Annotated in this window: 24 protein-coding genes; 19 read left to right on the plus strand and 5 right to left on the minus strand. The window is 49.2% G+C overall.

The window, feature by feature from the left end:
- The first annotated feature begins 345 nt into the window (after positions 1–345).
- Positions 346–813, plus strand: a complete 468-nt coding sequence (locus B5D63_RS16835; RefSeq protein WP_029465139.1) for an Lrp/AsnC ligand binding domain-containing protein — start codon at positions 346–348, stop codon at positions 811–813.
- Positions 814–879: 66 nt separating this feature from the next.
- A complete protein-coding gene (locus B5D63_RS16840; protein ID WP_078669934.1) occupies positions 880–1,809 on the plus strand; it encodes a tryptophan 2,3-dioxygenase family protein in 930 nt (309 codons plus the stop codon).
- A 6-nt stretch (positions 1,810–1,815) separates the two neighbouring features.
- Here the strand turns inward: B5D63_RS16840 and B5D63_RS16845 are convergent, their stop codons facing one another.
- Together B5D63_RS16845 and B5D63_RS16850 are read right to left on the minus strand one after the other, a co-directional pair.
- Entirely contained in the window at positions 1,816–2,520 is a 705-nt protein-coding gene (locus tag B5D63_RS16845; RefSeq protein ID WP_078669935.1) for an alpha/beta fold hydrolase, read from the minus strand.
- Between the two features lie 166 nt (positions 2,521–2,686).
- Positions 2,687–3,439, minus strand: a complete 753-nt coding sequence (locus tag B5D63_RS16850) for an SDR family NAD(P)-dependent oxidoreductase (protein WP_078669936.1) — start codon at positions 3,437–3,439, stop codon at positions 2,687–2,689.
- Between the two features lie 139 nt (positions 3,440–3,578).
- On the opposite strand from B5D63_RS16850, the gene B5D63_RS16855 reads away from it, so the two are divergent.
- The 8 genes from B5D63_RS16855 (at position 3,579) to B5D63_RS16890 (ending at position 12,571) form a co-directional block, all read left to right on the plus strand.
- Positions 3,579–4,292: a DUF4290 domain-containing protein gene (locus tag B5D63_RS16855; protein ID WP_078669937.1), complete on the plus strand. Its 714-nt coding sequence runs from the start codon at positions 3,579–3,581 to the stop codon at positions 4,290–4,292.
- The gene (gene murA, locus B5D63_RS16860) at positions 4,289–5,599 is read left to right on the plus strand and encodes a UDP-N-acetylglucosamine 1-carboxyvinyltransferase (RefSeq protein WP_078669938.1); all 1,311 of its coding nucleotides are present in this window, start codon (positions 4,289–4,291) and stop codon (positions 5,597–5,599) included. Before B5D63_RS16855 ends, murA begins: the two co-directional genes overlap by 4 nt.
- A gap of 109 nt (positions 5,600–5,708) precedes the next feature.
- On the plus strand, positions 5,709–6,278 hold the full coding sequence (gene gmk, locus B5D63_RS16865; protein ID WP_078669939.1) for a guanylate kinase: 570 nt from the start codon (positions 5,709–5,711) through the stop codon (positions 6,276–6,278).
- Between the two features lie 42 nt (positions 6,279–6,320).
- The gene (locus B5D63_RS16870; protein WP_078669940.1) at positions 6,321–7,586 is read left to right on the plus strand and encodes a hemolysin family protein; all 1,266 of its coding nucleotides are present in this window, start codon (positions 6,321–6,323) and stop codon (positions 7,584–7,586) included.
- Positions 7,587–8,165: 579 nt separating this feature from the next.
- Positions 8,166–9,023 carry a twin-arginine translocase subunit TatC gene (tatC, locus tag B5D63_RS16875; protein WP_078669941.1) on the plus strand — a complete coding sequence of 286 codons (858 nt, stop codon included), beginning with the start codon at positions 8,166–8,168 and terminating at the stop codon, positions 9,021–9,023.
- Between the two features lie 34 nt (positions 9,024–9,057).
- Entirely contained in the window at positions 9,058–9,519 is a 462-nt protein-coding gene (gene rpiB, locus B5D63_RS16880; RefSeq protein WP_078669942.1) for a ribose 5-phosphate isomerase B, read from the plus strand.
- Positions 9,520–9,645: 126 nt separating this feature from the next.
- Positions 9,646–11,133 carry a M28 family peptidase gene (locus tag B5D63_RS16885; RefSeq protein ID WP_159456054.1) on the plus strand — a complete coding sequence of 496 codons (1,488 nt, stop codon included), beginning with the start codon at positions 9,646–9,648 and terminating at the stop codon, positions 11,131–11,133.
- A gap of 907 nt (positions 11,134–12,040) precedes the next feature.
- On the plus strand, positions 12,041–12,571 hold the full coding sequence (locus B5D63_RS16890; RefSeq protein ID WP_078669944.1) for an HdeD family acid-resistance protein: 531 nt from the start codon (positions 12,041–12,043) through the stop codon (positions 12,569–12,571).
- 72 nt (positions 12,572–12,643) lie between these two features.
- On the opposite strand, the gene B5D63_RS34670 is transcribed toward B5D63_RS16890, so the two are convergent.
- The gene (locus tag B5D63_RS34670; protein ID WP_143312948.1) at positions 12,644–12,847 is read right to left on the minus strand and encodes a hypothetical protein; all 204 of its coding nucleotides are present in this window, start codon (positions 12,845–12,847) and stop codon (positions 12,644–12,646) included.
- Between the two features lie 36 nt (positions 12,848–12,883).
- Here B5D63_RS34670 and B5D63_RS16895 point away from each other — a divergent pair, with 36 nt between their 5' ends.
- From B5D63_RS16895 to B5D63_RS16925, 7 genes are all read left to right on the plus strand, one after another.
- Positions 12,884–13,384 carry an RNA polymerase sigma factor gene (locus B5D63_RS16895; protein WP_078669945.1) on the plus strand — a complete coding sequence of 167 codons (501 nt, stop codon included), beginning with the start codon at positions 12,884–12,886 and terminating at the stop codon, positions 13,382–13,384.
- 147 nt (positions 13,385–13,531) lie between these two features.
- Positions 13,532–15,877 carry an ATP-dependent helicase gene (locus B5D63_RS16900; RefSeq protein WP_078669946.1) on the plus strand — a complete coding sequence of 782 codons (2,346 nt, stop codon included), beginning with the start codon at positions 13,532–13,534 and terminating at the stop codon, positions 15,875–15,877.
- A 4-nt stretch (positions 15,878–15,881) separates the two neighbouring features.
- Complete coding sequence (locus tag B5D63_RS16905; protein WP_078669947.1) at positions 15,882–16,340, plus strand: regulatory protein RecX; 459 nt, start codon at positions 15,882–15,884, stop codon at positions 16,338–16,340.
- Between the two features lie 65 nt (positions 16,341–16,405).
- Positions 16,406–17,212, plus strand: coding sequence for an amidohydrolase (locus tag B5D63_RS16910; protein WP_078669948.1), 807 nt, complete (start codon positions 16,406–16,408; stop codon positions 17,210–17,212).
- 12 nt (positions 17,213–17,224) lie between these two features.
- Positions 17,225–17,614, plus strand: a complete 390-nt coding sequence (locus tag B5D63_RS16915) for a VOC family protein (protein WP_078669949.1) — start codon at positions 17,225–17,227, stop codon at positions 17,612–17,614.
- An 11-nt stretch (positions 17,615–17,625) separates the two neighbouring features.
- Positions 17,626–17,946 carry an amidohydrolase family protein gene (locus B5D63_RS16920; RefSeq protein WP_078669950.1) on the plus strand — a complete coding sequence of 107 codons (321 nt, stop codon included), beginning with the start codon at positions 17,626–17,628 and terminating at the stop codon, positions 17,944–17,946.
- Between the two features lie 41 nt (positions 17,947–17,987).
- Positions 17,988–19,667, plus strand: coding sequence for an ArnT family glycosyltransferase (locus B5D63_RS16925; protein ID WP_078669951.1), 1,680 nt, complete (start codon positions 17,988–17,990; stop codon positions 19,665–19,667).
- A 200-nt stretch (positions 19,668–19,867) separates the two neighbouring features.
- On the opposite strand, the gene thiL is transcribed toward B5D63_RS16925, so the two are convergent.
- Together thiL and B5D63_RS16935 are read right to left on the minus strand one after the other, a co-directional pair.
- The gene (thiL, locus tag B5D63_RS16930) at positions 19,868–20,899 is read right to left on the minus strand and encodes a thiamine-phosphate kinase (RefSeq protein WP_078669952.1); all 1,032 of its coding nucleotides are present in this window, start codon (positions 20,897–20,899) and stop codon (positions 19,868–19,870) included.
- Positions 20,900–20,911: 12 nt separating this feature from the next.
- On the minus strand, positions 20,912–21,682 hold the full coding sequence (locus tag B5D63_RS16935) for an inositol monophosphatase family protein (RefSeq protein ID WP_078669953.1): 771 nt from the start codon (positions 21,680–21,682) through the stop codon (positions 20,912–20,914).
- Between the two features lie 166 nt (positions 21,683–21,848).
- On the opposite strand from B5D63_RS16935, the gene B5D63_RS16940 reads away from it, so the two are divergent.
- Positions 21,849–23,393: a GH3 family acyl-acid amido synthetase gene (locus B5D63_RS16940; protein ID WP_078669954.1), complete on the plus strand. Its 1,545-nt coding sequence runs from the start codon at positions 21,849–21,851 to the stop codon at positions 23,391–23,393.
- Between the two features lie 23 nt (positions 23,394–23,416).
- On the plus strand, positions 23,417–24,055 hold the full coding sequence (locus B5D63_RS16945; RefSeq protein ID WP_078669955.1) for a LysE family translocator: 639 nt from the start codon (positions 23,417–23,419) through the stop codon (positions 24,053–24,055).
- Positions 24,056–24,252 lie beyond the last annotated feature (197 nt).

The following is a 24,252-nucleotide window of genomic DNA, read 5'->3' on the forward strand; positions in this document are numbered from 1 at the left end:
GGCTCACGAGCTCTTTAAACCAATTTGGCTGTAGGAGGAGGAGTCGAACCTCCACGGGGCAGTTAGCCATAGCACAATTAAGATTAGTGGTCAACCCAGTTATGCTACGTTTATCCCGAATTCCCCACCCCCGAGACAAGGGGGCATGTCTGCCAGTTTCATCATCCCACAATTTTTATTATCATTACTGTCACGTTCTTTCCGGTGGCTTTTTTGTAATGATTATAATGCAAATCTAAAGACGCGGGTGATTCTTTGCAAATTTTTTAAGAAAAATTTTTGAATTTTCGATATTTTTTAAATATTTGCATATAACTTTAAAACATTCAAAAACAAATTGTAAAAATGAGCCACAATTTGAATATTGACAAACTCGATTTGCAGATTATCAGCGAGATGATGAATAATGCTGAGATCTCCTACGCCGATCTGGGGAAGAAACTGTTCGTTTCCGGCGGCACTATTCATGTGAGAATGAAGAAATTGCAAGAACTGGGTATAGTTAAAGGTACAAAATTACATGTAGATTTGAAAATGATCGGCTATGATGTAATTGCCTTTATCGGTATTTACCTCGAAAAAAGTTCCATGTATGATACGGTAGCTAAAGAACTGCGTAAAATCCCGGAAATGGTACGCCTCAATTACACCACCGGCAGTTACAGCATGTTCGCCGAAATCATCTGTAAAGACATTACCCAGTTGCGCCGTATCCTTCACGATGAATTACAGAAAATAAAAGGTATTGAAAGAACGGAAACCCTCATCTCTCTCGAAGAAAGTTTTTACCGCACTATCAATGTGGTGGAATAATTAAAGCAGGCCGGACCAGGAAATCGCTACAGTTGCTTTTTCATCCGGAATGATTAATTTCCGCCAATGGTTACAACAGAAATTGCCGATAAAATAAAACGGCTGGAAGAAAAATACGCCGCTATGGGGCAGAACCTGTCTTCCTATCTCGACGGGCTGCTATACGCGGACTATCTGACATACTGGGATTATATCCAACTGGATGTGTTGCTGAACCTGCAACACCCGCGCACGCCGATTCCGGATGAAAACATCTTCATCATTTATCACCAGATAACGGAATTGTATTTTAAACTGACGCTGCAGGCCATCGAACAGATCGGCTTCGCGCCGGAACGGACCGCTGCTGTATTTACCACACAGCTGAAACGGATCAATAACTATTTCCGTAACCTGATCCATTCATTTGAGATCATGGTGGACGGAATGGACAAAGACCAGTTCCTGCAGTTCAGAATGGCACTGCTGCCGGCCAGCGGCTTCCAGAGCGGACAGTTCAGGATGATCGAGATCTGCTCCACCCGGCTGGTCAACCTGGTGTATGAACCGCAGCGCCCGGCTATGGAAAACAGCGACCTGAAAACGGTGCTGGACAGCATTTACTGGAGAAGCGGCGCTACCGAACTGGCTACCGGCAAGAAAACCCTTACCCTGCAGCAGTTTGAAAAGAAATATATGGGCCCCTTCCTGCAACTGGCTACCCGGTACGAAGGCTGTAACCTGCAGGCGGCCTATCGGCAACTGTCGGACGCCGATAAGGCGATCGTAATACCCCTGCTGAAGGAATATGACCTGAACATCAACGTGAGATGGCCCCTGATGCACTATAAGTCAGCAGTCCGATACCTGCATAAAAAGCCGGAAGACATTGCTGCCACGGGCGGGACCAACTGGCAACAGTTCCTGCCCCCGAAAAACAAGCGCATTGTATTTTTCCCGGAACTGTGGACGGAAGAAGAACTCAATAACTGGGGCAAACTGGCGATGGGCGAATAGCCCCCCTCAGTCTATTTTCTGCGTAGTAAATCTTTTGATAAAATATGCCAACAACGGTACATCTGCCTTTTCCAGCGGATGTGCCGTATCCGGCAGAATGGTCATCTGCGCCTCCGGCAAAGACCGGTACACCTCCACCGTTTCCGAGAAAGACACCATGTTATCCCGGTCGCCCATCAGCAACATACAGGGAGAAGCGATCTGCGCGTAATCCTGTGCCTTCAGCAGCGACTGGTGCCCCAAGTCCTCGATCAGCTGCGCTGTCCGTGTCACCAACTCCTTCCAGTCGTTCGGGCTGTGCCTTTCGGCCAATAATTGGGCAAAGCCGGGTACCTTTTCTGCTATCAGGGCCGGATTCAGCTGTTTTACCTCTTTGCCTGCCGTCGCTTCGTTCCAGTTGTACTTGGTGGCCAGCGTCATCACCCTCCCGATTTTCTCCGGGTAGTGCCGGGCCAGGTACATGGCCACATAACCTCCCATGCTGTATCCGAAGACATGCACAAAGTCAAGCTGATGCTGGTCAAGGTACTCCAGCACTTCCGCAGCAAATACCTGCACATTAAAACCATTCTGGGAAAACGGCACGCTGCCGTGACCACTAAAGTTGATCGTATGAATATCGTAGTAGGGTTCCAGTTGTGCTGCCAGCTGTTCGAACTGTTTGGCTGCGCCGAGGGCGCCGTGCAGTAGCAGTAGAGGGAATTTATGCATTTTGATATTTTAATATTTAGAGATTTACCGGACCTTTCGTCTTAACAGATTGCTATTTAAAGGAAAATCCCTTTAAAAACAAACGCTTTAAAACAAAACATTTAAACAAATGCCGGTCAAATCACTAAATATCAAAATATCAAAATCCAAAAATCCAAAAATCCAATCATCGAGCCAGATATGCCCCGTCTACCGGGTAATAACCACCGGTTACGAAGGAAGAGAGGGGGGCGCTTAGCCATAATACAAGTTCCGCCACTTCCTCCGGCTTGCCTAACCGGCCTATGGGATGCAAACCTACAAGGCCCTGCATCTCCTGCTGGCTCAGATGTTTGGTTAATAAAGGTGTTTCAATGAATCCGGGGCCTACAGCATTCACACGGATGCCTTTGGCGGAATATTCCAGGGCGGCTGTTTTGGTGAGGCCTACCACCGCGTGTTTGGCGGCAACATAGGCACAGGAGCCTGCAAACCCTGCAGTCCCGAGGATGGAGGCCATATTGACGATGGCGCCGCTGCCAGCTTTTTCCATGACGGGCAACTGGTAGCGCATGCCGTAGAATACGCCGTTGAGGTTAATCCCGATTACTTTTTCCCATTCGGCAAGTTTGTAATTCCCGGTGGGAGCCGACTCGCCGCCGATGCCCGCATTGTTGCAGGCGATGTCCAGTTTACCATATTCTTTGAGGGTGGCCGCCACCAGCTGCTCATTGTCTTCCGCTTTGCTCACGTCCGCTTTCACGAAAAAAGCTTTGCCGCCTGCCCGCTGTATGTCTTCCACCACCGCAAACCCGCCTTTGTCGTCTATGTCGCTGACCACCACGCTGGCGCCGTTGCGCGCATAAAGTTCCGCTACGCTGCGGCCGATGCCCGAGCCAGCCCCTGTCACCAATGCCACTTTGTCTTTCAGAAGTTCCATAACATTCGTTTTGGCTCTTTAACAATGCGGTAGTGTTAAATGTTCCTCGTATTTTTTTGTTATTTTTGCAGGGATGTTGTCACTTTACTATCTTCACTTTAAGATGTTCCTGCATCAATAATACTTTTAAATACATATAATGGAATATAATACCACGCGTAATTACCTGATAATGAAGGAATATGGCCGGAATATCCAAAAAATGGTGGAGTTCCTTGGAACCATAGAGGACGATGAGGAGCGCCAGCGCAATGCGATGGCGGTGATTGAATTAATGGGTACGCTGAATCCGCATCTGAGAAATGTGGAAGACTTCAGGCATAAACTATGGGACCATCTGTTCAACATATCCGGCTTCACCCTGAAAGTGGAATCACCGTACCCGGTGCCTACCCAGGAAGCTTTGCGGGCTAAACCGGACCGTTTGCCCTATCCCAAAAAATATCCGCGTAACCGTCACTTCGGTAAAAACCTGGAGATGGTGATCGATAAGGCCCTGCATGAAGATAACACCGAGAAAAAAGAAGGGTTTACCCAGTGCATCGGCAACTACATGAAACTGGCCTACTCCAACTGGCATAAGGAAAGCGTGCACGACGACGCCATCAAGGCGGAACTGGCGGCTATCACCAATGGCGGACTGGAGTTCCAGACCGGCGGCAGCGCGTCTGCACCTGTACAGACAGCTACGTTTAACCTCGGCGGTAATACCAGCGGCGGTGGCGGTGGTGATCACTTCCGTACCAACAAACGCAAGAACTTCCAGCAGAACAAACAGTTCAAAAGCAACAGCGGCGGAGGAAAAAATAATAACAAGCACAATAACAAATACAACAAAAACAGGAACAAGTGAGCAGTGCTTTTGAAGTAAGAGGTGGCAACCGTCTCAAAGGTGAAATTATACCGCAGGGAGCCAAAAACGAAGCTTTACAGATCATCAGTGCCGTGATGCTGACTTCAGAGAAAGTCACCATTCACAATATTCCCGATATAGTAGATGTCAACCTGTTGATAGAGTTGCTGGGCGATGCCGGCGTAAAAGTAAACCGTATCAGCCGCGACAAGTGCGAGTTTCAGGCGGATGATATCGACCTGGCCTATTTGCAGGGTGCCGATTTTAAAAAGAAGTCCGGCAGGCTGCGTGGCTCTGTAATGATCGCCGGTCCGCTGCTGGCAAGGTTCGGCAAAGCGCTGATCCCCAAACCCGGAGGCGACAAAATCGGCCGCCGCCGGCTGGATACGCACATCATTGGTTTTGAAAAACTGGGTGCGCGCTTCAACTACGAATCCGACGATAACTATTTCCGCCTCGAAGCCCCCGGTGGCCTGAAAGGCACTTATATGCTGCTGGATGAGCCCAGTGTGACCGGTACCGCCAACATTGTGATGGCTGCCGTACTGGCGCAGGGCACTACCACCATCTACAACGCTGCCTGCGAACCTTACCTGCAGCAGTTATGTAAAATGCTCAACAGCATGGGCGCCCGTATCAGCGGTGTAGGTTCCAACCTGCTCACCATTGAAGGGGTGACCAGCCTGGGCGGCTGTCAGCATACCATGCTGCCGGATATGATCGAAATAGGATCATTCATCGGCCTCGCCGCTATGACGCAGAGTGAGCTGACCATCAAAAACGCCGGCGTGGACAGCCTGGGCATTATCCCGGAGAAATTCCGCTCCCTCGGCATCCAACTGGAAATCAGAGGCAACGACATCTATATTCCTTCCCAGGAATCTTATGAAATACAGACGTTCCTGGACGGTTCTATACTGACTATTGCAGACCATCCATGGCCCGGCTTTACGCCCGACCTACTCAGCATCGTGCTGGTAGTGGCCACACAAGCCAAAGGCAGCGTGATGATCCATCAGAAAATGTTCGAGAGCCGCCTGTTCTTCGTAGATAAGCTCATTGACATGGGCGCACAGATCGTACTGTGTGATCCGCACCGCGCCGTCGTGATAGGCCTGGGCCGCCAGCACCCGCTGCGTGGCATTACCATGTCTTCCCCGGATATCCGTGCCGGCGTGTCCCTCCTGATCGCTGCCCTCAGCGCAGAAGGTAAGAGCACCATCCAGAACATCGACCAGATTGACCGCGGTTACCAGTACATCGACGAACGGTTGAGAAACCTGGGGGCCGATATCAAACGCGTATAAGAACAAACGGTTAATATTACCTCAAAACCCAAATTCCGGGCAACCTTTTGCCGGATTTTGGGTTTTGCATTTGAAAGCTACCGCCACATTTCGATTTTTGATTAGCATAATGGAAAAAAAGATCATCATTATCACCGCTCCCTCCGGAGCGGGTAAGACCACCATCGTAAAGAAACTACTGGCCAACATGCCTGTGCTGGCCTTCTCCATTTCCGCCGCCACCCGCACGGCCCGCGCCGGTGAGGTAAACGGAAAGGATTATTATTTCATGACCACAGAAGAATTTCACGCTAAAATCGATGAAAATGCCTTCGCGGAATATGAAATGGTATATGCCGGTAAATATTATGGCACCCTGAAAAGCGAGCTGGAACGTATCTGGGCCGATACCCGGATCCCGATGGTGGATATTGATGTGAAAGGCGCCCTCTCTATTAAAGAACACTACCACGATAAAGCCCTGACGATTTTTATTCAACCCCCCTCCATCGATGCGCTGCGCGCACGTCTCAGCGACAGAGGCACCGAAACACAGGCGTCTATCGACGAGCGGCTGGCCAAAGCACAGTATGAACTGTCGTTTGCCCATGAGTTTGACAAGATTGTTGTCAACGATGAACTGGAACGCGCCTACGAAGAAGTAAAAACGCTGGTGCAGGATTTTTTAAATATAAAATAGCAGGGTGATCGTTGGTGTACCTAATTCATTATTTTTGTTAGGATGGACGGATACACAATTATAATTCTAGTTTCCCTCTTACTGCTGGCAGGCTTCTTTGCGGGCATTGAAGCTGCCTTTGCCAATGTGAATAAACTCAGCATTGAGCTCAAAAGAAAGCAGGGAAGGGCTACCGGCAAAATACTGGCCGGTTTTACCGAGCACCCCAGCCGTTTTCTGGCGACCAGCCTGGTAGGGCTGACCATTACCGTAGTGATCTACAGCATCCTGCTGGCAGGCTTCTTTCAGCCTGTGTGGGAAGCCAGTACCGCTACGCCGGACAATGTGCCCATGCCGCTGGTGATCTTCCTGGAAATATTGCTGGCATCCCTCGCCATGCTGTTTCTCGGATTTTTTATTCCAAGGGCTATCTTCCGCTCACGCCCCGAAGCATTGCTGAGCTTTTTTGCATTGCCGATTTCTATCGTGGCCAAACCACTATATATCATCGGTAACCTGCTGGTGTCCATCTCTGAATGGATGCTGAAATATCTGTTCAACGTCCGTATCCTCGAAACACGGGAGTCCTTTAGCCGCGTGGATGTAGAGCATTTCATCCGGCAATCGCAACAGCATGTGGGCGAAAACCAGGAGCTTAATACAGAGCTGTTTGAAAACGCCCTCTCCCTGGCACACGTGAAAATCCGCGGCTGCCTCATTCCGCGCAAGGAAATCGAAGCGCTCGATATCAAAAATCCGATCATCGACGCCCGGAAAAAATTCATGGAAACCAAACTCTCCAAGATCATTATCTATGATGCCACCATCGATAATATTCTCGGATATATTCATCAGCTTGACATGTTCAAGAATCCGCAGAACATCGAAAGCATCATCCATCCGATACTGGCTGTACCGGAAACCATGAGCGCCATCGATCTGCTGAGCAAGTTCAACAAAGAACGTAAAAGCATCGCGTGGGTGGTGGATGAGTTTGGCGGCACCGCAGGTATTGTAACTATAGAAGACGTACTGGAAGAAATTTTCGGAGAAATCAAAGACGAACACGATGAAGAAGAGTTCGTGGAAAAACAGATCGCCGAAAAAGAATACATTTTTTCAGGCCGCCTGGAGCTAGATTACTTAAACGAAAAATACAGCCTCGATTTTCCGGAAGATGAAAGCGAAACATTGTCCGGTTATATCATCAACCATCATGAAACCATTCCCAAGATCAAGGAACGGATCATTATCGGTGACTATGAGTTTGATATACTGAATGTTACGGATACACGTATTGAAATGGTGAAGATGAAAATTCTCGGCTGAAAAGTTGTTTTTTGACCGGTGTTATACGATGTTTATATGATATAAATTTTTTTATAATATCTGTATTAACGGTACAATAACAATTTTGCTAAAACGTTTTCAAAAAAAGTAGTAGGAATTTAACACGGATTGTATACATTTGCTGTAGATGATGTAACACAATGATTTGATTTTTGTTAAAAGGTTGTAAAAAAAGTGTTCCAACATTGATAATAAAATAATTCTTGTTATTTTTGTATTACAAAATAAAAGCAACCAGTGATTCTTACTTATTCTGAACGCTTGCCATCAATTAGGTAAGTAGCTGAACTGGAAGCAAAAGACATTCTCGAATTCAACTTTTTTGGGGTTAACAAACAATGGATGAAAGGCCGGCTCTTGATTCTTCTCGGGCTGGCTCTTTTTTTTGTCCCTGCTCATTGCCTGCTATCTCACGCAACATCATGCTGTTGCAGCACTCCCGCTCTTAAAAGACTATTAAAACCTGCTACTTTATCGCCGCTGCGCTGTAAATTGTAGTCTCCATCCGCTATATTTGTGCTCCTGTAGAAGAAACATTCAACTTCGATCGATCGTATCATGTTAAAGAAACTTTTTTCCAATAACGAGGACAAGGCAGAGATGTCGTTTTTTGATCACCTCGAAGATCTCCGCTGGCACCTCGTAAGATCAGCATTTGCGCTTGTGGCGTTCAGTGTATTTGGGTTTGTGTATACCCAGGAAATTCTGGACAATGTGATATTCGGACCTACCAATGCCGATTTCCCCTCCTACATTGCCTTGTGTAAGTTGAGCCACTGGATCGGCATGGGCGACAAACTTTGTATTACACCGGTGAAGGTGACTTTCCTGAACTATAAAATGGTGGGCCAGATCATGCTGCAGTTCAAGCTGGCCTTTATGATCGGGTTTATATGCGCCTTCCCCTATATTTTCTGGGAGTTCTGGCGTTTCGTGAAACCTGCGCTGAAAGAGAAAGAGCTGAAAGGCGCCAGGGGCGCTATTTTCTGGGTGTCTTTCCAGTTTTTTCTGGGTATCGCTTTTGCGTACTTCCTGATGGCGCCTTTCACCATCAACTTCCTGGCGTCTTACACCGTGACGGATAAAGCGCTGAACCAGTTCTTTATGGACGATTACTTCGATCTGATGACCCAGATCGTGCTCGGTATGGGACTGCTGTTTGAATTGCCCATTCTCGTGTTTTTCCTGACCAAACTGGGCATTTTGACGCCGGACTTCCTGCGGGCCTACAGAAGGCACGCTATCGTGGTTATTCTGATCCTGGCGGCCATTATTACCCCGCCCGACCTGATTGACCAGCTGATTGTATTCGCACCTTTATACTGTCTTTACGAAATCAGTATCTTCGTGTCCAAGAAAGCGCTCCGTGACAGAGAATCGGTAGAACGGAAACAGGACGTGCAGGAATGGTCCTAAAAGTGGATGCTCATTAACCGTAAACACTCACGCTATGCAACAACATAACACTTTTGACACTGCTTTGCCTGTAGCCATCGGCTCAGACCATGCAGGATTTGAATACAAGGAGGAAGTGATTTCCTACCTGGAAGCGAAAGGGCTGTCCGTAAAAGATTTTGGTACACATTCCAAAGACTCGGTAGACTATCCGGACTACGCACATCCGGTATCTACAGCAGTGGAAAGAGGGCAGGCTGCCTTTGGTATCCTGATCTGCGGCAGCGCCAACGGAGTGGCTATCACGGCCAATAAACACCAGGGCATCCGCGCTGCCATCTGCTGGGGCGAAGAGTTGGCCAGGCTGGCGCGCTCCCATAACAACGCGAATGTATTGTGCATTCCTGCCCGTTTTGTGGACGTCGCTGTGGCTAATCAAATGGTGGACGTGTTCATCGATACGCCGTTTGAAGGCGGTCGCCACCAGAACCGCGTCAGCAAAATGGCCTGTCTGTAATGGTTTTCGACCACTCCCCACAAAGGATGGTCTGTACCTTTTCATATTATTTGTAACTTAAAGAGCCGGATGAAAGTCCGGCTCTTTTTTTATAGGCCGGTATCCGGCTTCACCAAAAAACAGTTCATGAGATTGTTAGTGACGGCAGTGTGTCTCTTTTCACTGTCTACCGTATTTGCACAAGGGAAATCCCCGCTCGTTTTCGACAAAGCCACTGCGTTGCGCTATGGCGCTACCATCACCCCTGCTTCCACAAAGGCGCAACTGGCGGTTATCGCCGGGGAAGAGATGGAAGGCAGGGAAACCGGCACGCGCGGACAGGAGAGGGCTGCCGCCTACATCGTGTCACAGTTTAAGGAAGCCGGGCTGCAACCCGGCGCCAACGGACAATGGGAACAACATTATCCCTTGTACCGCGACAGCCTGGAAACCGGCACCATCACCGTGGGAGACCGTACTTTCCAGTTCGGGACGGACTTCTACTCCAACGTACAGGAAACACTCAACAGTACAGTGGAAGCCGGGGTGGTATTTGCCGGTTACGGTGTTGTTACCCCTGAGCGCAACGACTACAAAGGGCTCGACGTGAAAGGTAAGATTGTAATGGTAAGGGAGGGCGTGCCTGCCGGCGTGGCGCGCGAAAAAGCCAGTCCCTCAGAGAAGGCTGCCGTCGCGGCTTTCAGGGGTGCTGCTGCGGTATTGGTGATCAGCAGAAGCGCCAACCGGTTCCGGCTGCTGAACCAGGACTATCTCCGTAGGACCGATATCTATAAATTTCGAGACACCAGCAGCAGGCCGGGCGTTTATTATATTACGCCGGCCATGGCGGGCGCTATGATGGGGCGGGACAGCCTGCAGGCAGAACAGGGCTTGTTACCCGTAACATCGTTGCAACCGGTGCAGATCCGTTTTGCCAAAAAAGACCTTACCCTCTGGCCATCCAATGTATTGGGGTATCTCGAAGGAACAGACAAAAAAGACGAAGTGGTGTTCATTACCGCGCACTACGATCACCTGGGCATTGTAGACGGTAAAATCAATTATGGCGCAGATGACGACGGCTCCGGCACCGCCGCCGTAATAGAAATGGCGAAAGCTTTTGGAAAGGCCGCCCGCGAAGGCCGCAGGCCGCGCAGAAGTATCGTGTTCATGACGGTTTCCGGCGAAGAGAAAGGTTTGCTGGGATCTGCCTATTATACCGCCAACCCGGTGTATCCGCTGGCTAAAACCGTAGTGGACCTGAACATTGATATGATTGGCCGTATTGACCCGGAGCACGAACACGATCCCAATTACATCTACATTATCGGCGACGATAAAATCAGCAGCGAACTGCGCCCGCTCAGCGAAAGCGTCAACGACGCCTACACCCGTTTCACGCTGGACTATAAGTTCAATGACCCCAATGATCCGCACCAGTTTTATTCCCGTTCTGACCATTACAACTTCGCCAGGCATGGTATTCCGGTGATTTTCTATTTTAATGGCACCCATGCGGATTATCACCAGCCGACAGATACAGTGGAGAAAATCAACTACGAGCTGCTATCCAGGAGAGCCCAGCTGGTATTTTACACCGCCTGGCAGATTGCGATGACAGCCACAAAACTTTGATGGTCATAATGCCTGCTGATTCCCCTGGTCCACAGAGATAAAAGCGAAGAGGGGAAGAAGAAGAAATACAATATTTTACCGCCTTTATGAATGACCTGTCTGACAGGTCATTCATAAAGGCGGTTCGTTTTTGGGCTATTATTTTTGAAAGAAAAGAACGTCATCTTAAACCTCAAAGCCCCGGAGTGGTCATATAACCGGTTGAATGATTCAGCAGTGCGGCGGCAATATATTTCATGATCTTATTTACGGTTTTACGGTATTATCAGTATAGGTAGTCATCCTGTCTATCACAGAGGGGGGCGTTTATCTTCGCTGTGGTGACGGATTTCTGTTCTGCTTCGGGTTTCGGTTTTATCTCCGCGAATCAGCAGACATCATGACCATACAGTTTTTTTTGTTTTTTTTAACAAAATTTTATAAATTGTGTATACAGTCCTAGCTTAAAATAATAGATATATATATCATATATTTTATGTGAATTTGAAGTTGAATGTAAGCGATGTCATTTGAGTGTGAACGGACGATTTTTTTTAACGAGAGTCAGGTAAAACCCTTTAAACTTTTTCGACAAACCTGTTGTTGTTCAAATCGGTATTTATAGTATCAGGCGGTGTATAAGCTTGTCTTTTATTGAATCGGAAACTTAGACCCCGCTATTTGGTAACATTATAAATTTACCATCATGAAAGCACCTGCCATCTTTCCTTTGATGACCCATTGTACCCGCAGGATGTATGCATTAGTCCCGCGCCGGTGTTGTCATGGAATTCCATAGGGAGGTCACCATTATCGTTTTATAATTAATCCTGCATGAAAACTCAAGATATACCTGGTTGTTTATTCGCGATTGTGTACCCTATTCACTTGGCCGGAGCGCTCATTGTGAAATTATAAAACGAGATGCATGCGTAACTTTTATAGTGCCTATTGGTGGATTTTTTTGCTCAGGGGGATATTTGCGCTGGTTTTGGGTGTGCTGGCCATTGTATGGCCGGGGGCTACTTTCACCACTTTGATTGTTTTTCTGGGGGCCTATCTTTTCATTGCCGGCTCTTTTGCGATGGTGGGCGCTATTGCTGCCCGTAAAACGGCCGAGAACTGGGGGCTTTTTTTGATGTCTGGTTTAGCGGGTATTGTATTAGGAATCCTGACATTGTACAATCCTTTTGCGACCGGCGCCGCGCTGATATTCCTGGTAGGGTTCTGGGCGATGCTGGCCGGTATTTTCGAAATCATTATTGCGATCAGGTTAAGAACACTGATAACCGGTGAAGGTTGGTATATCGCTGGCGGACTGCTGTCTATTCTCTTTGGCATTCTGCTTTTATCTAACCCTGAAAACGCTGCTATTACGCTGACATGGTTGTTTGGCTTTTATGCGGTGATATCGGGAGTCATGTTGATACTACTATCGTTCCGGTTACGGAAAAAATAAAACAGAAACGGAAAATAAAACAGAAACGGAAGCCCTTGTTGTTGTTCAACTAAATTATCCCCATATGCAAGCTTATTTTCTAACTAAAACGCTTACACGATGCTGATCAAAACACCTGGTTAGTAGCACCTGTTTGCTGCGTCTGTCCGCCGGTGTTGATACCATCACGGTTCCGACGACAGCAGGTGCCGGCAGTACGCCGGTCCGGAGTACCGGTGGCCACCATTGCTGCCCCACGCGCACGCTCACTCCCTGGCCCTCAAAAGGGGTTAGCATGCTGTAGCCTATTTTGAAAATTTAAAGTTAACCGTTATGTCATCCACCGAATTCAATAATTTATTATTGGGAAATGCTGATTTCCTGCGGCCGTATGCCGTTACGCTAACAAAAGACTCTGAATCCGCCAAGGATCTCTACCAGGAAACCTTGTTCAGGGCTTTGTCCAACCGTGATAAATACCTTGCCGGCACTAATATCCGGGCATGGTTGTATACCATCATGCGGAATATTTTTATCAACAACTACCGGCGGGGAAACCGTCAGTATAAATTGCTGGACAACGCCGTCGGCGATTACCTGTTGAGCCACCAGCCTTCTGCTATCGGCAATTTCGCAGAGTCCGACCTCCGCGTGAAAGACGTGCAGATGGCCGTATATAATCTGCCGGTTATCTTTAAACAGCCTTTCCTCCTCTATTTCGAAGGCTATAAATACTATGAGATCGCCGCTATCCTTAATGAACCATTGGGAACAGTGAAAAGCCGCATCCACTTCGCAAGGAAAATGTTGAAAACCAGGATAACCAGACACTAACATTATTTTTTGGAATATTATTCACCGTCCCCTTCAACCTGCTGGCCCTATCCCGCCGGTTAAAGTCGTGTGTGTACCTAAAGACGACCGCAAAATCAAAAGAATCACAGTTTCATTTCGTACTTTTACACCCTCAAAAAAGTCGTGATGAAGGCAAATTATTTAGACGAGCTTAACGAAAGACAGCGGGAAGCAGTTACACATATCAATGGCCCCCTGATGATCGTTGCAGGCGCGGGTTCGGGAAAAACGAAAGTTCTGACCACGCGTATTGCACACCTGATGCGCAACGGGGTAGACGCGTTTAATATTCTGTCGCTCACGTTTACCAACAAGGCGGCGCGTGAAATGAAAGAACGTGTGGAAAAAATCCTGGGAGGCAGCGAAGCCCGGAACCTCTACATCGGAACCTTCCACTCCGTATTTGCCCGCCTTCTCCGTGTAGAAGCACACCGGCTGGGCTACCCCAACGATTTTACCATCTATGACGCAGATGATGCCAAAAGCGTCGTGAAAACCATCGTGAACGAGCTTAACCTCGACGATAAGCATTATAAACCGAATTTCGTGTACAACCGGATCTCCGCTGCTAAAAACAGCCTGATGGGACCGGAAGAATACCAGCTCGACCATCTCGTACAACAGGAAGACATGAGGGCCAACAGGCCGCTGATCGGCAAGATCTACGATATGTACGCCAAACGCTGCTTCAAAAACGGCGCTATGGACTTTGACGATCTGCTCTTTAAAATGTACGTGCTGCTCAAAAGCTTCCCTGAAGTTCTGCACAAATACCAGCATAAGTTTAAATATATCATGATCGATGAGTACCAGGATACCAACCCGGCCCAGTACGAGATCATCAAACTGCTGGGTGCTGTCAACGAAAATATATGCGTGGTAGGAGACGATGCCCAGAGTATCTACTCCTTCCGCGGCGCCACCATTCAAAACATCCTCCAGTTCGAAAAAGACTACGACGATGTGAAAGTGGTAAAACTGGAACAGAACTACCGCAGTACCAAATCCATCCTGAGCGTGGCCAATGAAGTCATTGCCCACAACAAAGGACAGATAGAGAAAAACCTGTGGACAGACAATACCGAAGGCGATACCATCAAACTGGTACGCACCATGACAGATAACGAAGAAGGTAAGTTTGTAGCGGACACCATCGCAGAACAAAAGCTGCGCAACCACTACGATAACCGCGATTTCGTGATTCTCTACCGTACCAACGCCCAGAGCCGTTCCTTCGAGGAAAGCCTGCGCCGTAAAGCTATACCCTACCGCATTTTCGGTGGCCTGTCGTTCTACCAGCGCAAGGAAATCAAGGATTTTGTAGCCTACCTCCGGGTAACCATGAACACCCGCGACGAAGAAGCCCTGAAAAGAATCATCAACTACCCGGTACGCGGCATCGGTAAAACCACCATGGAAAAAACCATTGTCCTCGCCAACGACCACAATATTACCATGTGGGAAGTGCTGGAGAGAGCCAGGGAGTTTGGTTTCAGAGCCGGTACCCTGGAAGCCATCGAAGCTTTTGTCGTGATGATCAAAAGCTTTCAGGCCCTGCTGACCACCCACAACGCTTATGATGTGGCCGTGGTGGTAGGTAAATCCACCAACATCGTAAAAGAGCTGTTCAACGATAAAACCACGGAAGGCCTGGCCCGTTACGAAAACGTACAGGAACTGCTCAACTCCATTAAGGAGTTCACCGAAACGCCGGATGAAGAAGGCGAACTGCTGGATAAGAGCATGGGCTCTTACCTGCAGCAGATCACTCTCCTCACTGATGCCGATCAGGGCAATGAGGAAGACAGCAACGTGGTGAAACTAATGACCATTCACGCCGCCAAAGGGTTGGAATTCCCCGTGGTATTCACGGTGGGCCTCGAAGAAACCCTGTTCCCCAGCGGTATGTCTATCAATACCCGGGAAGAACTGGAGGAGGAGAGGCGCTTGTTCTATGTGGCTATTACCCGCGCTAAAGCAAGACTGTGGCTCACGCACGCCAACAGCCGCTACCGCTTTGGCAACCTGGTACAGAATGAACCCAGCCGCTTCCTGGAAGAGATGCCGGAAAAATTCATCGACCGCAGTTATGCCGGCGGAGGAAGTGTCCGCAACGCTTTCGGCAGCGGCAGCACCTCCGGATGGGGCGGTGGCAGCAATATGGGCAATATGTTTGACCGGATGCAGAAAAAAGCGCCCGGACAAACTACTTCCCAGCCGTCTTCCTCTCCCAAACCGGCGCCACGTCCCACGTCAGCAGCCACTACCCATGTGCCTACCCCCGGATTTACCCCGGACGACCCGGCAGGCATGGAACCCGGCATGCAGGTGGAACACCAGAAGTTCGGCTTCGGCACCATTATGGGCATGGAAGGCGCTCCCAACAACAGGATCGCTACTGTGGTATTCCCTAAAGGCGGTGGCGAAAAGAAAATTATGCTTAACTACGCCAAGCTGAGGATCGTCAGATAGCCGTATGGAAAAAGAACTGGAGATGCTGCGCCGCTATTGCGCTTATCAGGAGCGGTGCCATCAGGAAGTGAAATATAAAAGCCTGGAACTGGGATTACGCGGAGAGGCAGTGGACACGGCCATTGCGGAACTGATAGCCGACAATTTCCTGAATGAGGAAAGGTACGCCAAAGCCTTTGCCGGCGGTAAATTCAGGATCAAACAATGGGGCCGCAATAAGATCAAAGCGGAACTGAAGCAGAAACAAGTGTCTGATTACTGCATCCGTAAAGGGCTGGCGGAGATCGACGAAGACGACTACTACGCCACCCTGCAGAAGCTGGCCGATAAAAAATGGCAGTCGCTCAACAGGGAAACTGCGCTCAAACGGCGGTATAAAACCATGCAACACCTGATGCAGCGCGGCTTTGAAAGCTCCCTGATCCATGAAGCGCTTGAAGAAATTGCAAATAATGACGCCTGAACGGGGAATAATTTGAAAAGTTTCTAATCCATCAGGCAGTACTTTTGTAGTCACAATACCCGATAATGGCAGATTTAAAAGTTACACTGATACAATCCCAGCTCTACTGGGAAGATATTGCGGCAAACCTGCAGATGTTTGACGAGAAAATCGATCGCATAGGTGAGCGGACAGAAGTGGTGTTTCTCCCTGAAATGTTCAGCACCGGCTTCAGCATGCAGCCGGAGAAGCTGGCGGAAACCATGGACGGAAGCGCTGTGCAGTGGATGAAGAAAAAGGCCGCCGAAAAAAATATCATCCTCACCGGCAGCCTGATCATCGAAGAAAACGGTCATTATCTGAACCGCCTCATCTGGATGTTGCCCAACGGCACCTACGGTACCTACGATAAACGCCACCTGTTTGGTTATGCCGGCGAACATGAGCATTACCAGCCGGGCGACAAACGGCTGATCGCACAGGTGAAAGGCTGGAAAATCAACCTGAATATCTGCTACGATATGCGTTTCCCGGTATGGGCCCGCAATACCATCCAGCCGGACGGTAATCCCGCCTACGATGTGCTGGTATATGTGGCCAACTGGCCGGAACGCCGCAGCACCGCATGGACCACGCTGCTGCAGGCCCGCGCCATTGAAAACCAGTGTTACGCCATCGGCGTCAACAGGGTGGGCAACGATGGCAATAACATCTACCACAGCGGGGAAACCAGCCTCATAGACCCTATGGGCGAAATCATCTACCGCAAGTCACATGATGAAGATATCTTTACGTATACCCTTCAGCGTGACCGGGTGGATGAAGTGAGAAAAAATATCCCTTTCCTGAAAGACGCCGACAACTTCACTATTCTCAGTAACGAACTCGTTTAATCTTTATCATAGATGCTCCTGCAGGCCGTGCACCATATCGCTGTTATTTGCGCTGACTATCAACGTAGTAAGGCTTTTTATACCGATGTGCTGGGCCTGCAGGTCATCCGGGAAGTTTACCGCGAAGAGCGCGACTCCTGGAAGCTGGACCTGGCGCTGGGCGACCAGTATGTGATAGAGCTGTTTTCCTTCCCTGATCCGCCGCCAAGGGCCAGCCGCCCGGAAGCCTGCGGCCTCCGGCACCTCGCTTTTGCTGTGAAGGACGTTGCTGCCGCGGTACAGGAGCTGCACCAAAAAGGCGTACCCACCGAAACAATTCGTATAGATCCCTACACCGGCAAGCGTTTCACTTTTTTTACTGACCCTGATGGCCTACCTTTAGAGTTGTACGAACAACCCTAACACATTTTGCCATGTCCGTTATTTATACAAACGCCCTGATATTCACCGGCGACCGCATTCTCAATGACCATGCAGTAGTAACGGACCATCACATCATCACAGGTATTGTACCTGCTTCCGAATATAAAGGCCATCCCAATGCGATAGACCTGCAGGCGGTGCACAACTGCGTGGAGAAAGTCGGTATACCCTTACACACGGCATTGCAGATGGCATCGCTTCATCCGGCGCGGGCCTTGCGCCTTGATTCGCGGCTTGGACGCATTGAAACCGGCTATGAAGCGGCATTTATCGTGCTGAGGGACCACTGGGATATGGCAGTTTACTGTTAATACTACTATCTTCGCAGGATAAATCATCATTTCTTTAGCGCATGGATGCCATAATCCGTTTTTTTACGAGACGCCAGTACAAGAACCTGTTCCTGCTGACCTGGGTGGTCCTGGGCCTTCTGCAGGCCTGTTTTTCTGAACTGTGGGACGATGAAGCCTACTACTGGGTGTATTCCAGGCATATGGACTGGGGGTATTTTGATCATCCCCCAATGATCGCCCTGCTGATAAAAATGGGCTACGGCATTTTTCACAACGAACTGGGCGTACGGTTGTTTATTGTGTTGTTCAACACCGCCACCCTGTGGCTGACTGCCCGTTTGATCGCTTCCAAAGACAATATCCTGTTTTATCTGATCATGGGCTCCATGGGCGCCATGCAGATAGGCGGTATGCTGGCTGTTCCGGACCTGCCGCTGATATTCTTCGCCGCCGTGTATTTCTGGGCTTACCGTTATTTCCTGGCCAGCCAGAACTGGCGAAATACGCTGCTGCTGGGCGTTGCCATGGCCTTGATGTTCTATAGCAAGTACCACGGTATTTTACTGGTGTTTTTTACGGTGTTGTCCAACATGAACCTGTTGCGGGTGGGTAAGTTCTGGGCTGCCTGTATCATCACCACCATCCTCTTTTTCCCGCATATCTACTGGCAGTACACGCATGGTTTTCCTTCCCTGCAATACCATCTGGTAGAGCGTAACGCATCGTCTTACGATATCACCTATACGCTGGATTACCTGGCGGGGCAGCTGTTGCTCTTTGGTCCGCTGATGGGCTGGCTGTTGCTGTATTACGCTTTCCGCTGCCCGATCCAGAATACCTTTGAGCGGGCGCTGAAATTCAGCCTGATAGGAGTGCTGGTGTTTTTTGCCATCAGCACTTTCAAAGGAAGGGTGGAGGCCAACTGGACGGTGATGGTGTTTACGCCGGTGGTAATACTGGCCCACCAGGCGATTGTGCGCAGAGGCTGGTCCCGCAAGCCGCTGTTATATACGTTGCCGGTATCGTTGTTGCTGGTGTTGGTGACAAGGGTATATATGATATGGGACTTTATGCCGGAAGTGGAAATACGGCCGGAAATACATCACAACAAAGAATGGACATCCGCGCTGGCTGCCCGCGCCGAAGGCCGCCCGGTGGTGTTTATGAACAGCTACCAGCTGCCTTCCAAATATATGTTCTATACCGGCAGCCTGTCTTACAGCCTTAACAGCCGCTATTCCCGGCGCAGCCAGTATAATTTCTGGGACACGGAAACGCAGTTATGGGGAAAACCGGCCATGGTCGTATTTGAGCCAGGCGCCGATATGCCGGTAACGGATAGTATCAAAACCGTCCGGGGCACCTGGGACCTTAACATACAACCGGCTTACTATTCCTATTCGCTGGTGCAGATGAAAGCAGGACTGCAACATATTAAAGCCCGTCCGCGTGAACAGGTGAATGTGTTGCTGCAGCCGAACAACGGTTACAAAAGACCATTGCCGATAGACCGGGAACACCCGCCGATGCTGGGTTATGGCTTCTCCACCAAAGACGATGCCCTGCCGCCGGTCAAATCGGAGCTGACGCTGGAGCGTGCCATGTTGCGCAGGGTGGTGACGATGCCCGTGGTGATGCCGGATAAGCCCGGAGAATACCTGCTGAAATTCTGTGTGTTTGCCGGCGATCTGATTCCTACGCATAACAGCCAGGGGATAAAGGTGATTGTGGAAAAATAGTCGCGCAAAGGCGTCACGCAAAGAGCGCAAAGGAGCAAAGAGCGCAAAGAATACAATATAAGCGAGCAGAGAAAGCAAAGGAGCGGAGATCAAATTTGATCTCCGCTCCTTTGCTTTCTTATTTAAACTTAAAAAAATCTTTGCGCTCTTTGCTCCTTTGCGCTCTTTGCGTGACGCCTTTGCGTGACTCCTTTGCGTGACTATTGTTTAAAGGCGTTCCAGCCCTGCGCTACCAACTTGAATTTGTTGCCGCCCTTGGTGTGGATATGTGCACCTTCGGCGATGTCTGTCATATAGCCGATTACGCTGATTTGCTCGTTGAGCACAATTTTATCATAGTCCTGCTGTTTCATGGTGAACAGCAGTTCGTAATCTTCTCCGCCGCTAAGTGCGCAGGCAGTAGGATCGAGGCTGAACTTGAGGGCCATTTCCTTGCTTTCCTGTGCAATGGGGATTTTCTCTTCATACAGTACCACGCCGAGATTGCTCTGTTTGGCGATGTGGAGTATTTCAGAGCTAAGGCCGTCGCTCACGTCCATCATGGCGGTGGGCACTATTTCCTGCTCCTGCAGGAATTCGACGATATCTTTACGGGCTTCCGGTTTCAGCTGGCGGCCGATGATATAGGTTTGATCTTCCAGATCGGGTTTTACCGCTGGGTTTTCGAGAAATATTTTCTTTTCTCTTTCGAGGAGAGTAAGGCCAAGGTAGGCCGCGCCCAGATCGCCGGTAACGCAGAGCAGATCGCCTTTCTGGGCGGTAGATCTTTTCACGAACTGGTCGGGGGTAACTTCACCGATGGCGGTTACGCTGATGATAAATCCTTTCTGGGAGTTGCTGGTATCGCCGCCGATGAGGTCTACGCCGTATTTTTCACAGGCGGCGTAAATGCCTTCATAGAATTCGCTGAGCGCTTCCAGGGACACTTTATTGGAGAATGCGATGCTCACGGTGATTTGTGTGGGCGTGGCGTTCATGGCATAGATATCGGAAAGGTTTACCACGACCGATTTGTAGCCGAGGTGTTTCAGCGGGGTGTACATCAGGTCGAAGTGGATGCCTTCTACCAGCATATCCGTACTGATCACGGTTTGTTTGCCGAAGTGGTCGATGACGGCGGCATCGTCGCCTACTCCGAGGACGGTGCTGGCGTTTTGTATTTCAATATTTCTGGTGAGGTAGTCGATCAGACCAAATTCGCCCAGGTCTTTTATTTCTGTTCTTTCTTCCATGTTGTCCAATACTTATTTACCGTTAATGAGGTTCCTCAGTTCACTATGGATATGGCCGTTGGTAGCCAGGATATCTTTTTGATACGGGGAAAATTTGTCGCCGGAGAATTGGGTCACTTTGCCGCCCGCTTCTTCTACCATCAGGTATCCGGCAGCACTGTCCCAGGCCTGGAGGTGATGTTCCCAGAAGCCGTCGAACCGGCCGCAGGCTACCCAGCAGAGGTCTATGGCCGCCGAGCCGAGGCGGCGTACGGGAATGCCCTGTTTGATGACGCTGGTCAGCACCTGTAACGGGTTTTGATCACTCTCTTCCCATTTATAAGGGAAGCCGGTCACCAGGCAGGAAGTGGCCACGTTCGCCTTGGCAGACACATGAATGGGTTTGTCGTTCAGGGTGGCGCCTTTACCTTTTTCGGCAACGAACAGTTCGTTCATAAAAGGGTTGTATACCGCGCCCAGTACCATTTCTCCTTCTTTTTCCACGCCTATTGAGACACAGCAGATAGGGATGCCATTGGCAAAATTAACCGTGCCGTCTATAGGGTCGATGATCCATTTATAAGCAGAGTCCGTTTTAATGGCGCCCACTTCCTCGCTGAGAATGAAATGGTCGGGGTAGGTGTTGCGGATTACCTCGATAATTACCGCTTCAGATTTTTTATCCGCTTCCGTTACCAGATCATTGACAGTGCTTTTGCTGCTCACTTCAAAAGCGCCGTTAAAATATTGTTGGAGTATTTTTCCGCCGGCTTCAGTAGCTTTGAGTAAAGTAGATTTTAGCATGCCGCAAAGGTAAAAACGAATTATCAATTGCCGGTTGCCAATTTTATCATTTTATTAGTAAAAAATACATGTGTTAATAGTTAACTTGCAATCTATAACTGGTAATTCGCGTTTATATTCATTATTCAACTTATTTTTGCAGTTCAATTAAAGAGAGGGAAAGTTAATGGCCATCATAGGTAATCTGATTTCCAGGTCACTACGTATCAGGAAGAAGTTCACGTTTAAGTTAGGTACACCTCGCCAATACCAGCTGCAGGTGCTGCACCGTCTGCTGGAGAAGGCCAAGGATACTGAGTTTGGCCGGCACTACGATTTCCAGGACATTTTGGACAGTCCGAATTTTATCGGTCAGTACCGGGAGAAAATACCTGTGCACAACTACAGTAAGATGCACAAGGAGTGGTGGTATCGTTGCCTGGAAGGGGAAGCCAATGTCAGCTGGCCGGAGAAGATCAAGTACTTTGCGCTGAGCTCCGGTACATCCGAATCGGCGAGCAAGCATATTCCCGTTACCAAAGCCATGCTGCGGACAGTGAAAAAGGTGGGGGTGAAGCAGTTGTACTCGATGGTTAACTTCAATGTTCCGCCCAAATCGTTTACGAAAGGGATCCTGATGCTGGGAGGCACCACCTCCCTGTTTGAGAAAGGTGACTATTACGAAGGGGACATGAGCGGCATCCAGGCCAAGAACATCCCCCGTTGGTTCCGCCGTTTTTATAAGCCCGGAGGCAGCATTTCCCGCAAACCCAACTGGGAGCAGCGTATCAAGCTGATTGTCCGCAAGGCGCCCAGCTGGGACGTAGGAACCGTATGTGGCGTGCCCGCCTGGGTACAGATCGTATTTGAGGAGATCATCAAATACCATGGTGTAAAAAATATTCACGAAATATGGCCTAACCTGGCTATCTATATCCACGGTGGGGTATCTTTTGAGCCTTACCGCGAAAGCTTCCAGAAGTTACTGGGTAAGCCGATCAATTTCATCGAAACCTACATGGCCTCTGAAGGCTCTTTCGGTTTCCAGGCACGCCCCGGTGTAAGAGGCATCAAACTCGTGCTCAATGCCGGTATCTTCTACGAATTCATTCCTTTCAACGAAGAAAACTTCGACGCAGACGGAGAAGTAAAGCCTAACCCAAAATCTTACATGATCAACGAGGTGGTGGAAGATGTGGAGTATGCAGTGATGCTGTCCACCTGTGCGGGCGCATGGCGTTACCTGATCGGCGACGTGGTGAAGTTCTCTTCCGTGAAAGAACATGAAATCGTGATCGTGGGCCGTACCAAACAGTTCCTCAGCCTCGCCGGTGAGCACATGAGCATTGACAATATGAACAAGGCTATCGATACGGTACAGAAAAAGATGAGCATCACCATCCGTGAGTTTACCGTAGCAGGTTTCCCTTATGAGAACCTGTTCGCCCACCGCTGGTATATCGGTACAGACCAACCAGTGGCCGATGTGGCCAGGATCCGGGAAATCATTGACCAGACGCTGGCCGAAGTGAACGATGACTATGCGGTGGAAAGAACTTCCGCGCTGAAAGACGTGTTTGTAGAGGTGCTGCCTAATGAAGTGTTTATCGATTACCTGCGTTGCAAAGGCAAGGAAGGCGCGATGAATAAATTCCCGCGGGTCATGAAAGGAGAAAAACTGAAAGACTGGGAGAAATTCCTGACCGGTAAAACAGTGAAGCATCAGGCATAACCCGTGACCCCGAATATAAACACATGATAACATCAATTGTAGCTGGATTAGGACTGGGATTATTTCTGTCGTTATCGGTGGGGCCTGTAATTTTCGCCATCATCAAGTACAGTATCAATAATGGCTTCAAGGCGGGTATCAGCTTTGCGCTGGGCGTGTCTATGAGCGATATCTTCTTTGTGCTGACCGGTAACCTGGCCACCTCTTTTATCACCGGACTGGAAGAATACAAGCGCTCTATCGGTGTGGTAGGCGGGTTCCTCCTGATAGGCATGGGCGTCTACGGGCTGTTCTTCAAAAAAGTGAAAATCAGCACCGGAGATGAAAAGCCGGAAATGTTCCGCACGCATGACTACCTGAAGATATGGCTGGCCGGCTTCCTCATGAATACGCTGAACCCCGGGGTTATTATTTTCTGGCTGGGCGTATGCGTGGCCAACGCCGCTACCTCTGTGGGGCACCGCTTTGTGATGTATGCGGTATGTCTCACCCTGGTGCTCTCCGCGGATATCCTCAAGGTATTTATCTCCGACAAGATCCGCCATAAACTCACCCTCACCAACGTTGAATGGCTTAACCGCGTGGCGGGCGTAAGTATGATCATCTTCGGCGTGGTGCTGCTGTACAAGGTGATGTTTGAGCTGGGATCGCTCGCCCATTAACTGTGATGGCCATGATTATTGCTGATTTCCCGGAGACAGAAGCGGAGAACGAAACGGGGGAGTACAGTAAAAAAGAATAATACAATGAGATTCAGGGAGATCATCAACGTCTTGTCCTGATCAATAAAAAGCAGACCGCCCTTTGACATTATCAAAGGGCGGTCTGCTTTTATAAAAATATTGGTGGTAATGTATGA

This window comes from Chitinophaga eiseniae (genome assembly GCF_900167135.1).
Taxonomy (GTDB): Bacteria; Bacteroidota; Bacteroidia; order Chitinophagales; family Chitinophagaceae; genus Chitinophaga; species Chitinophaga eiseniae.

Bases quoted from the DNA above. Each gene is read 5' to 3' on its own strand.
- B5D63_RS16835 (WP_029465139.1), top strand. From the start codon at position 346: ATGAGCCACAATTTGAATATTGACAAACTCGATTTGCAGATTATCAGC.
- B5D63_RS16840 (WP_078669934.1), top strand. From the start codon at position 880: ATGGTTACAACAGAAATTGCCGATAAAATAAAACGGCTGGAAGAAAAA.
- B5D63_RS16845 (WP_078669935.1), bottom strand. From the start codon at position 2,520: ATGCATAAATTCCCTCTACTGCTACTGCACGGCGCCCTCGGCGCAGCC.
- B5D63_RS16850 (WP_078669936.1), bottom strand. From the start codon at position 3,439: ATGGAACTTCTGAAAGACAAAGTGGCATTGGTGACAGGGGCTGGCTCG.
- B5D63_RS16855 (WP_078669937.1), top strand. From the start codon at position 3,579: ATGGAATATAATACCACGCGTAATTACCTGATAATGAAGGAATATGGC.
- gmk (WP_078669939.1), top strand. From the start codon at position 5,709: ATGGAAAAAAAGATCATCATTATCACCGCTCCCTCCGGAGCGGGTAAG.
- B5D63_RS16870 (WP_078669940.1), top strand. From the start codon at position 6,321: ATGGACGGATACACAATTATAATTCTAGTTTCCCTCTTACTGCTGGCA.
- tatC (WP_078669941.1), top strand. From the start codon at position 8,166: ATGTTAAAGAAACTTTTTTCCAATAACGAGGACAAGGCAGAGATGTCG.
- rpiB (WP_078669942.1), top strand. From the start codon at position 9,058: ATGCAACAACATAACACTTTTGACACTGCTTTGCCTGTAGCCATCGGC.
- B5D63_RS16885 (WP_159456054.1), top strand. From the start codon at position 9,646: ATGAGATTGTTAGTGACGGCAGTGTGTCTCTTTTCACTGTCTACCGTA.
- B5D63_RS16890 (WP_078669944.1), top strand. From the start codon at position 12,041: ATGCGTAACTTTTATAGTGCCTATTGGTGGATTTTTTTGCTCAGGGGG.
- B5D63_RS34670 (WP_143312948.1), bottom strand. From the start codon at position 12,847: ATGCTAACCCCTTTTGAGGGCCAGGGAGTGAGCGTGCGCGTGGGGCAG.
- B5D63_RS16895 (WP_078669945.1), top strand. From the start codon at position 12,884: ATGTCATCCACCGAATTCAATAATTTATTATTGGGAAATGCTGATTTC.
- B5D63_RS16900 (WP_078669946.1), top strand. From the start codon at position 13,532: ATGAAGGCAAATTATTTAGACGAGCTTAACGAAAGACAGCGGGAAGCA.
- B5D63_RS16905 (WP_078669947.1), top strand. From the start codon at position 15,882: ATGGAAAAAGAACTGGAGATGCTGCGCCGCTATTGCGCTTATCAGGAG.
- B5D63_RS16910 (WP_078669948.1), top strand. From the start codon at position 16,406: ATGGCAGATTTAAAAGTTACACTGATACAATCCCAGCTCTACTGGGAA.
- B5D63_RS16915 (WP_078669949.1), top strand. From the start codon at position 17,225: ATGCTCCTGCAGGCCGTGCACCATATCGCTGTTATTTGCGCTGACTAT.
- B5D63_RS16920 (WP_078669950.1), top strand. From the start codon at position 17,626: ATGTCCGTTATTTATACAAACGCCCTGATATTCACCGGCGACCGCATT.
- B5D63_RS16925 (WP_078669951.1), top strand. From the start codon at position 17,988: ATGGATGCCATAATCCGTTTTTTTACGAGACGCCAGTACAAGAACCTG.
- thiL (WP_078669952.1), bottom strand. From the start codon at position 20,899: ATGGAAGAAAGAACAGAAATAAAAGACCTGGGCGAATTTGGTCTGATC.
- B5D63_RS16935 (WP_078669953.1), bottom strand. From the start codon at position 21,682: ATGCTAAAATCTACTTTACTCAAAGCTACTGAAGCCGGCGGAAAAATA.
- B5D63_RS16940 (WP_078669954.1), top strand. From the start codon at position 21,849: ATGGCCATCATAGGTAATCTGATTTCCAGGTCACTACGTATCAGGAAG.
- B5D63_RS16945 (WP_078669955.1), top strand. From the start codon at position 23,417: ATGATAACATCAATTGTAGCTGGATTAGGACTGGGATTATTTCTGTCG.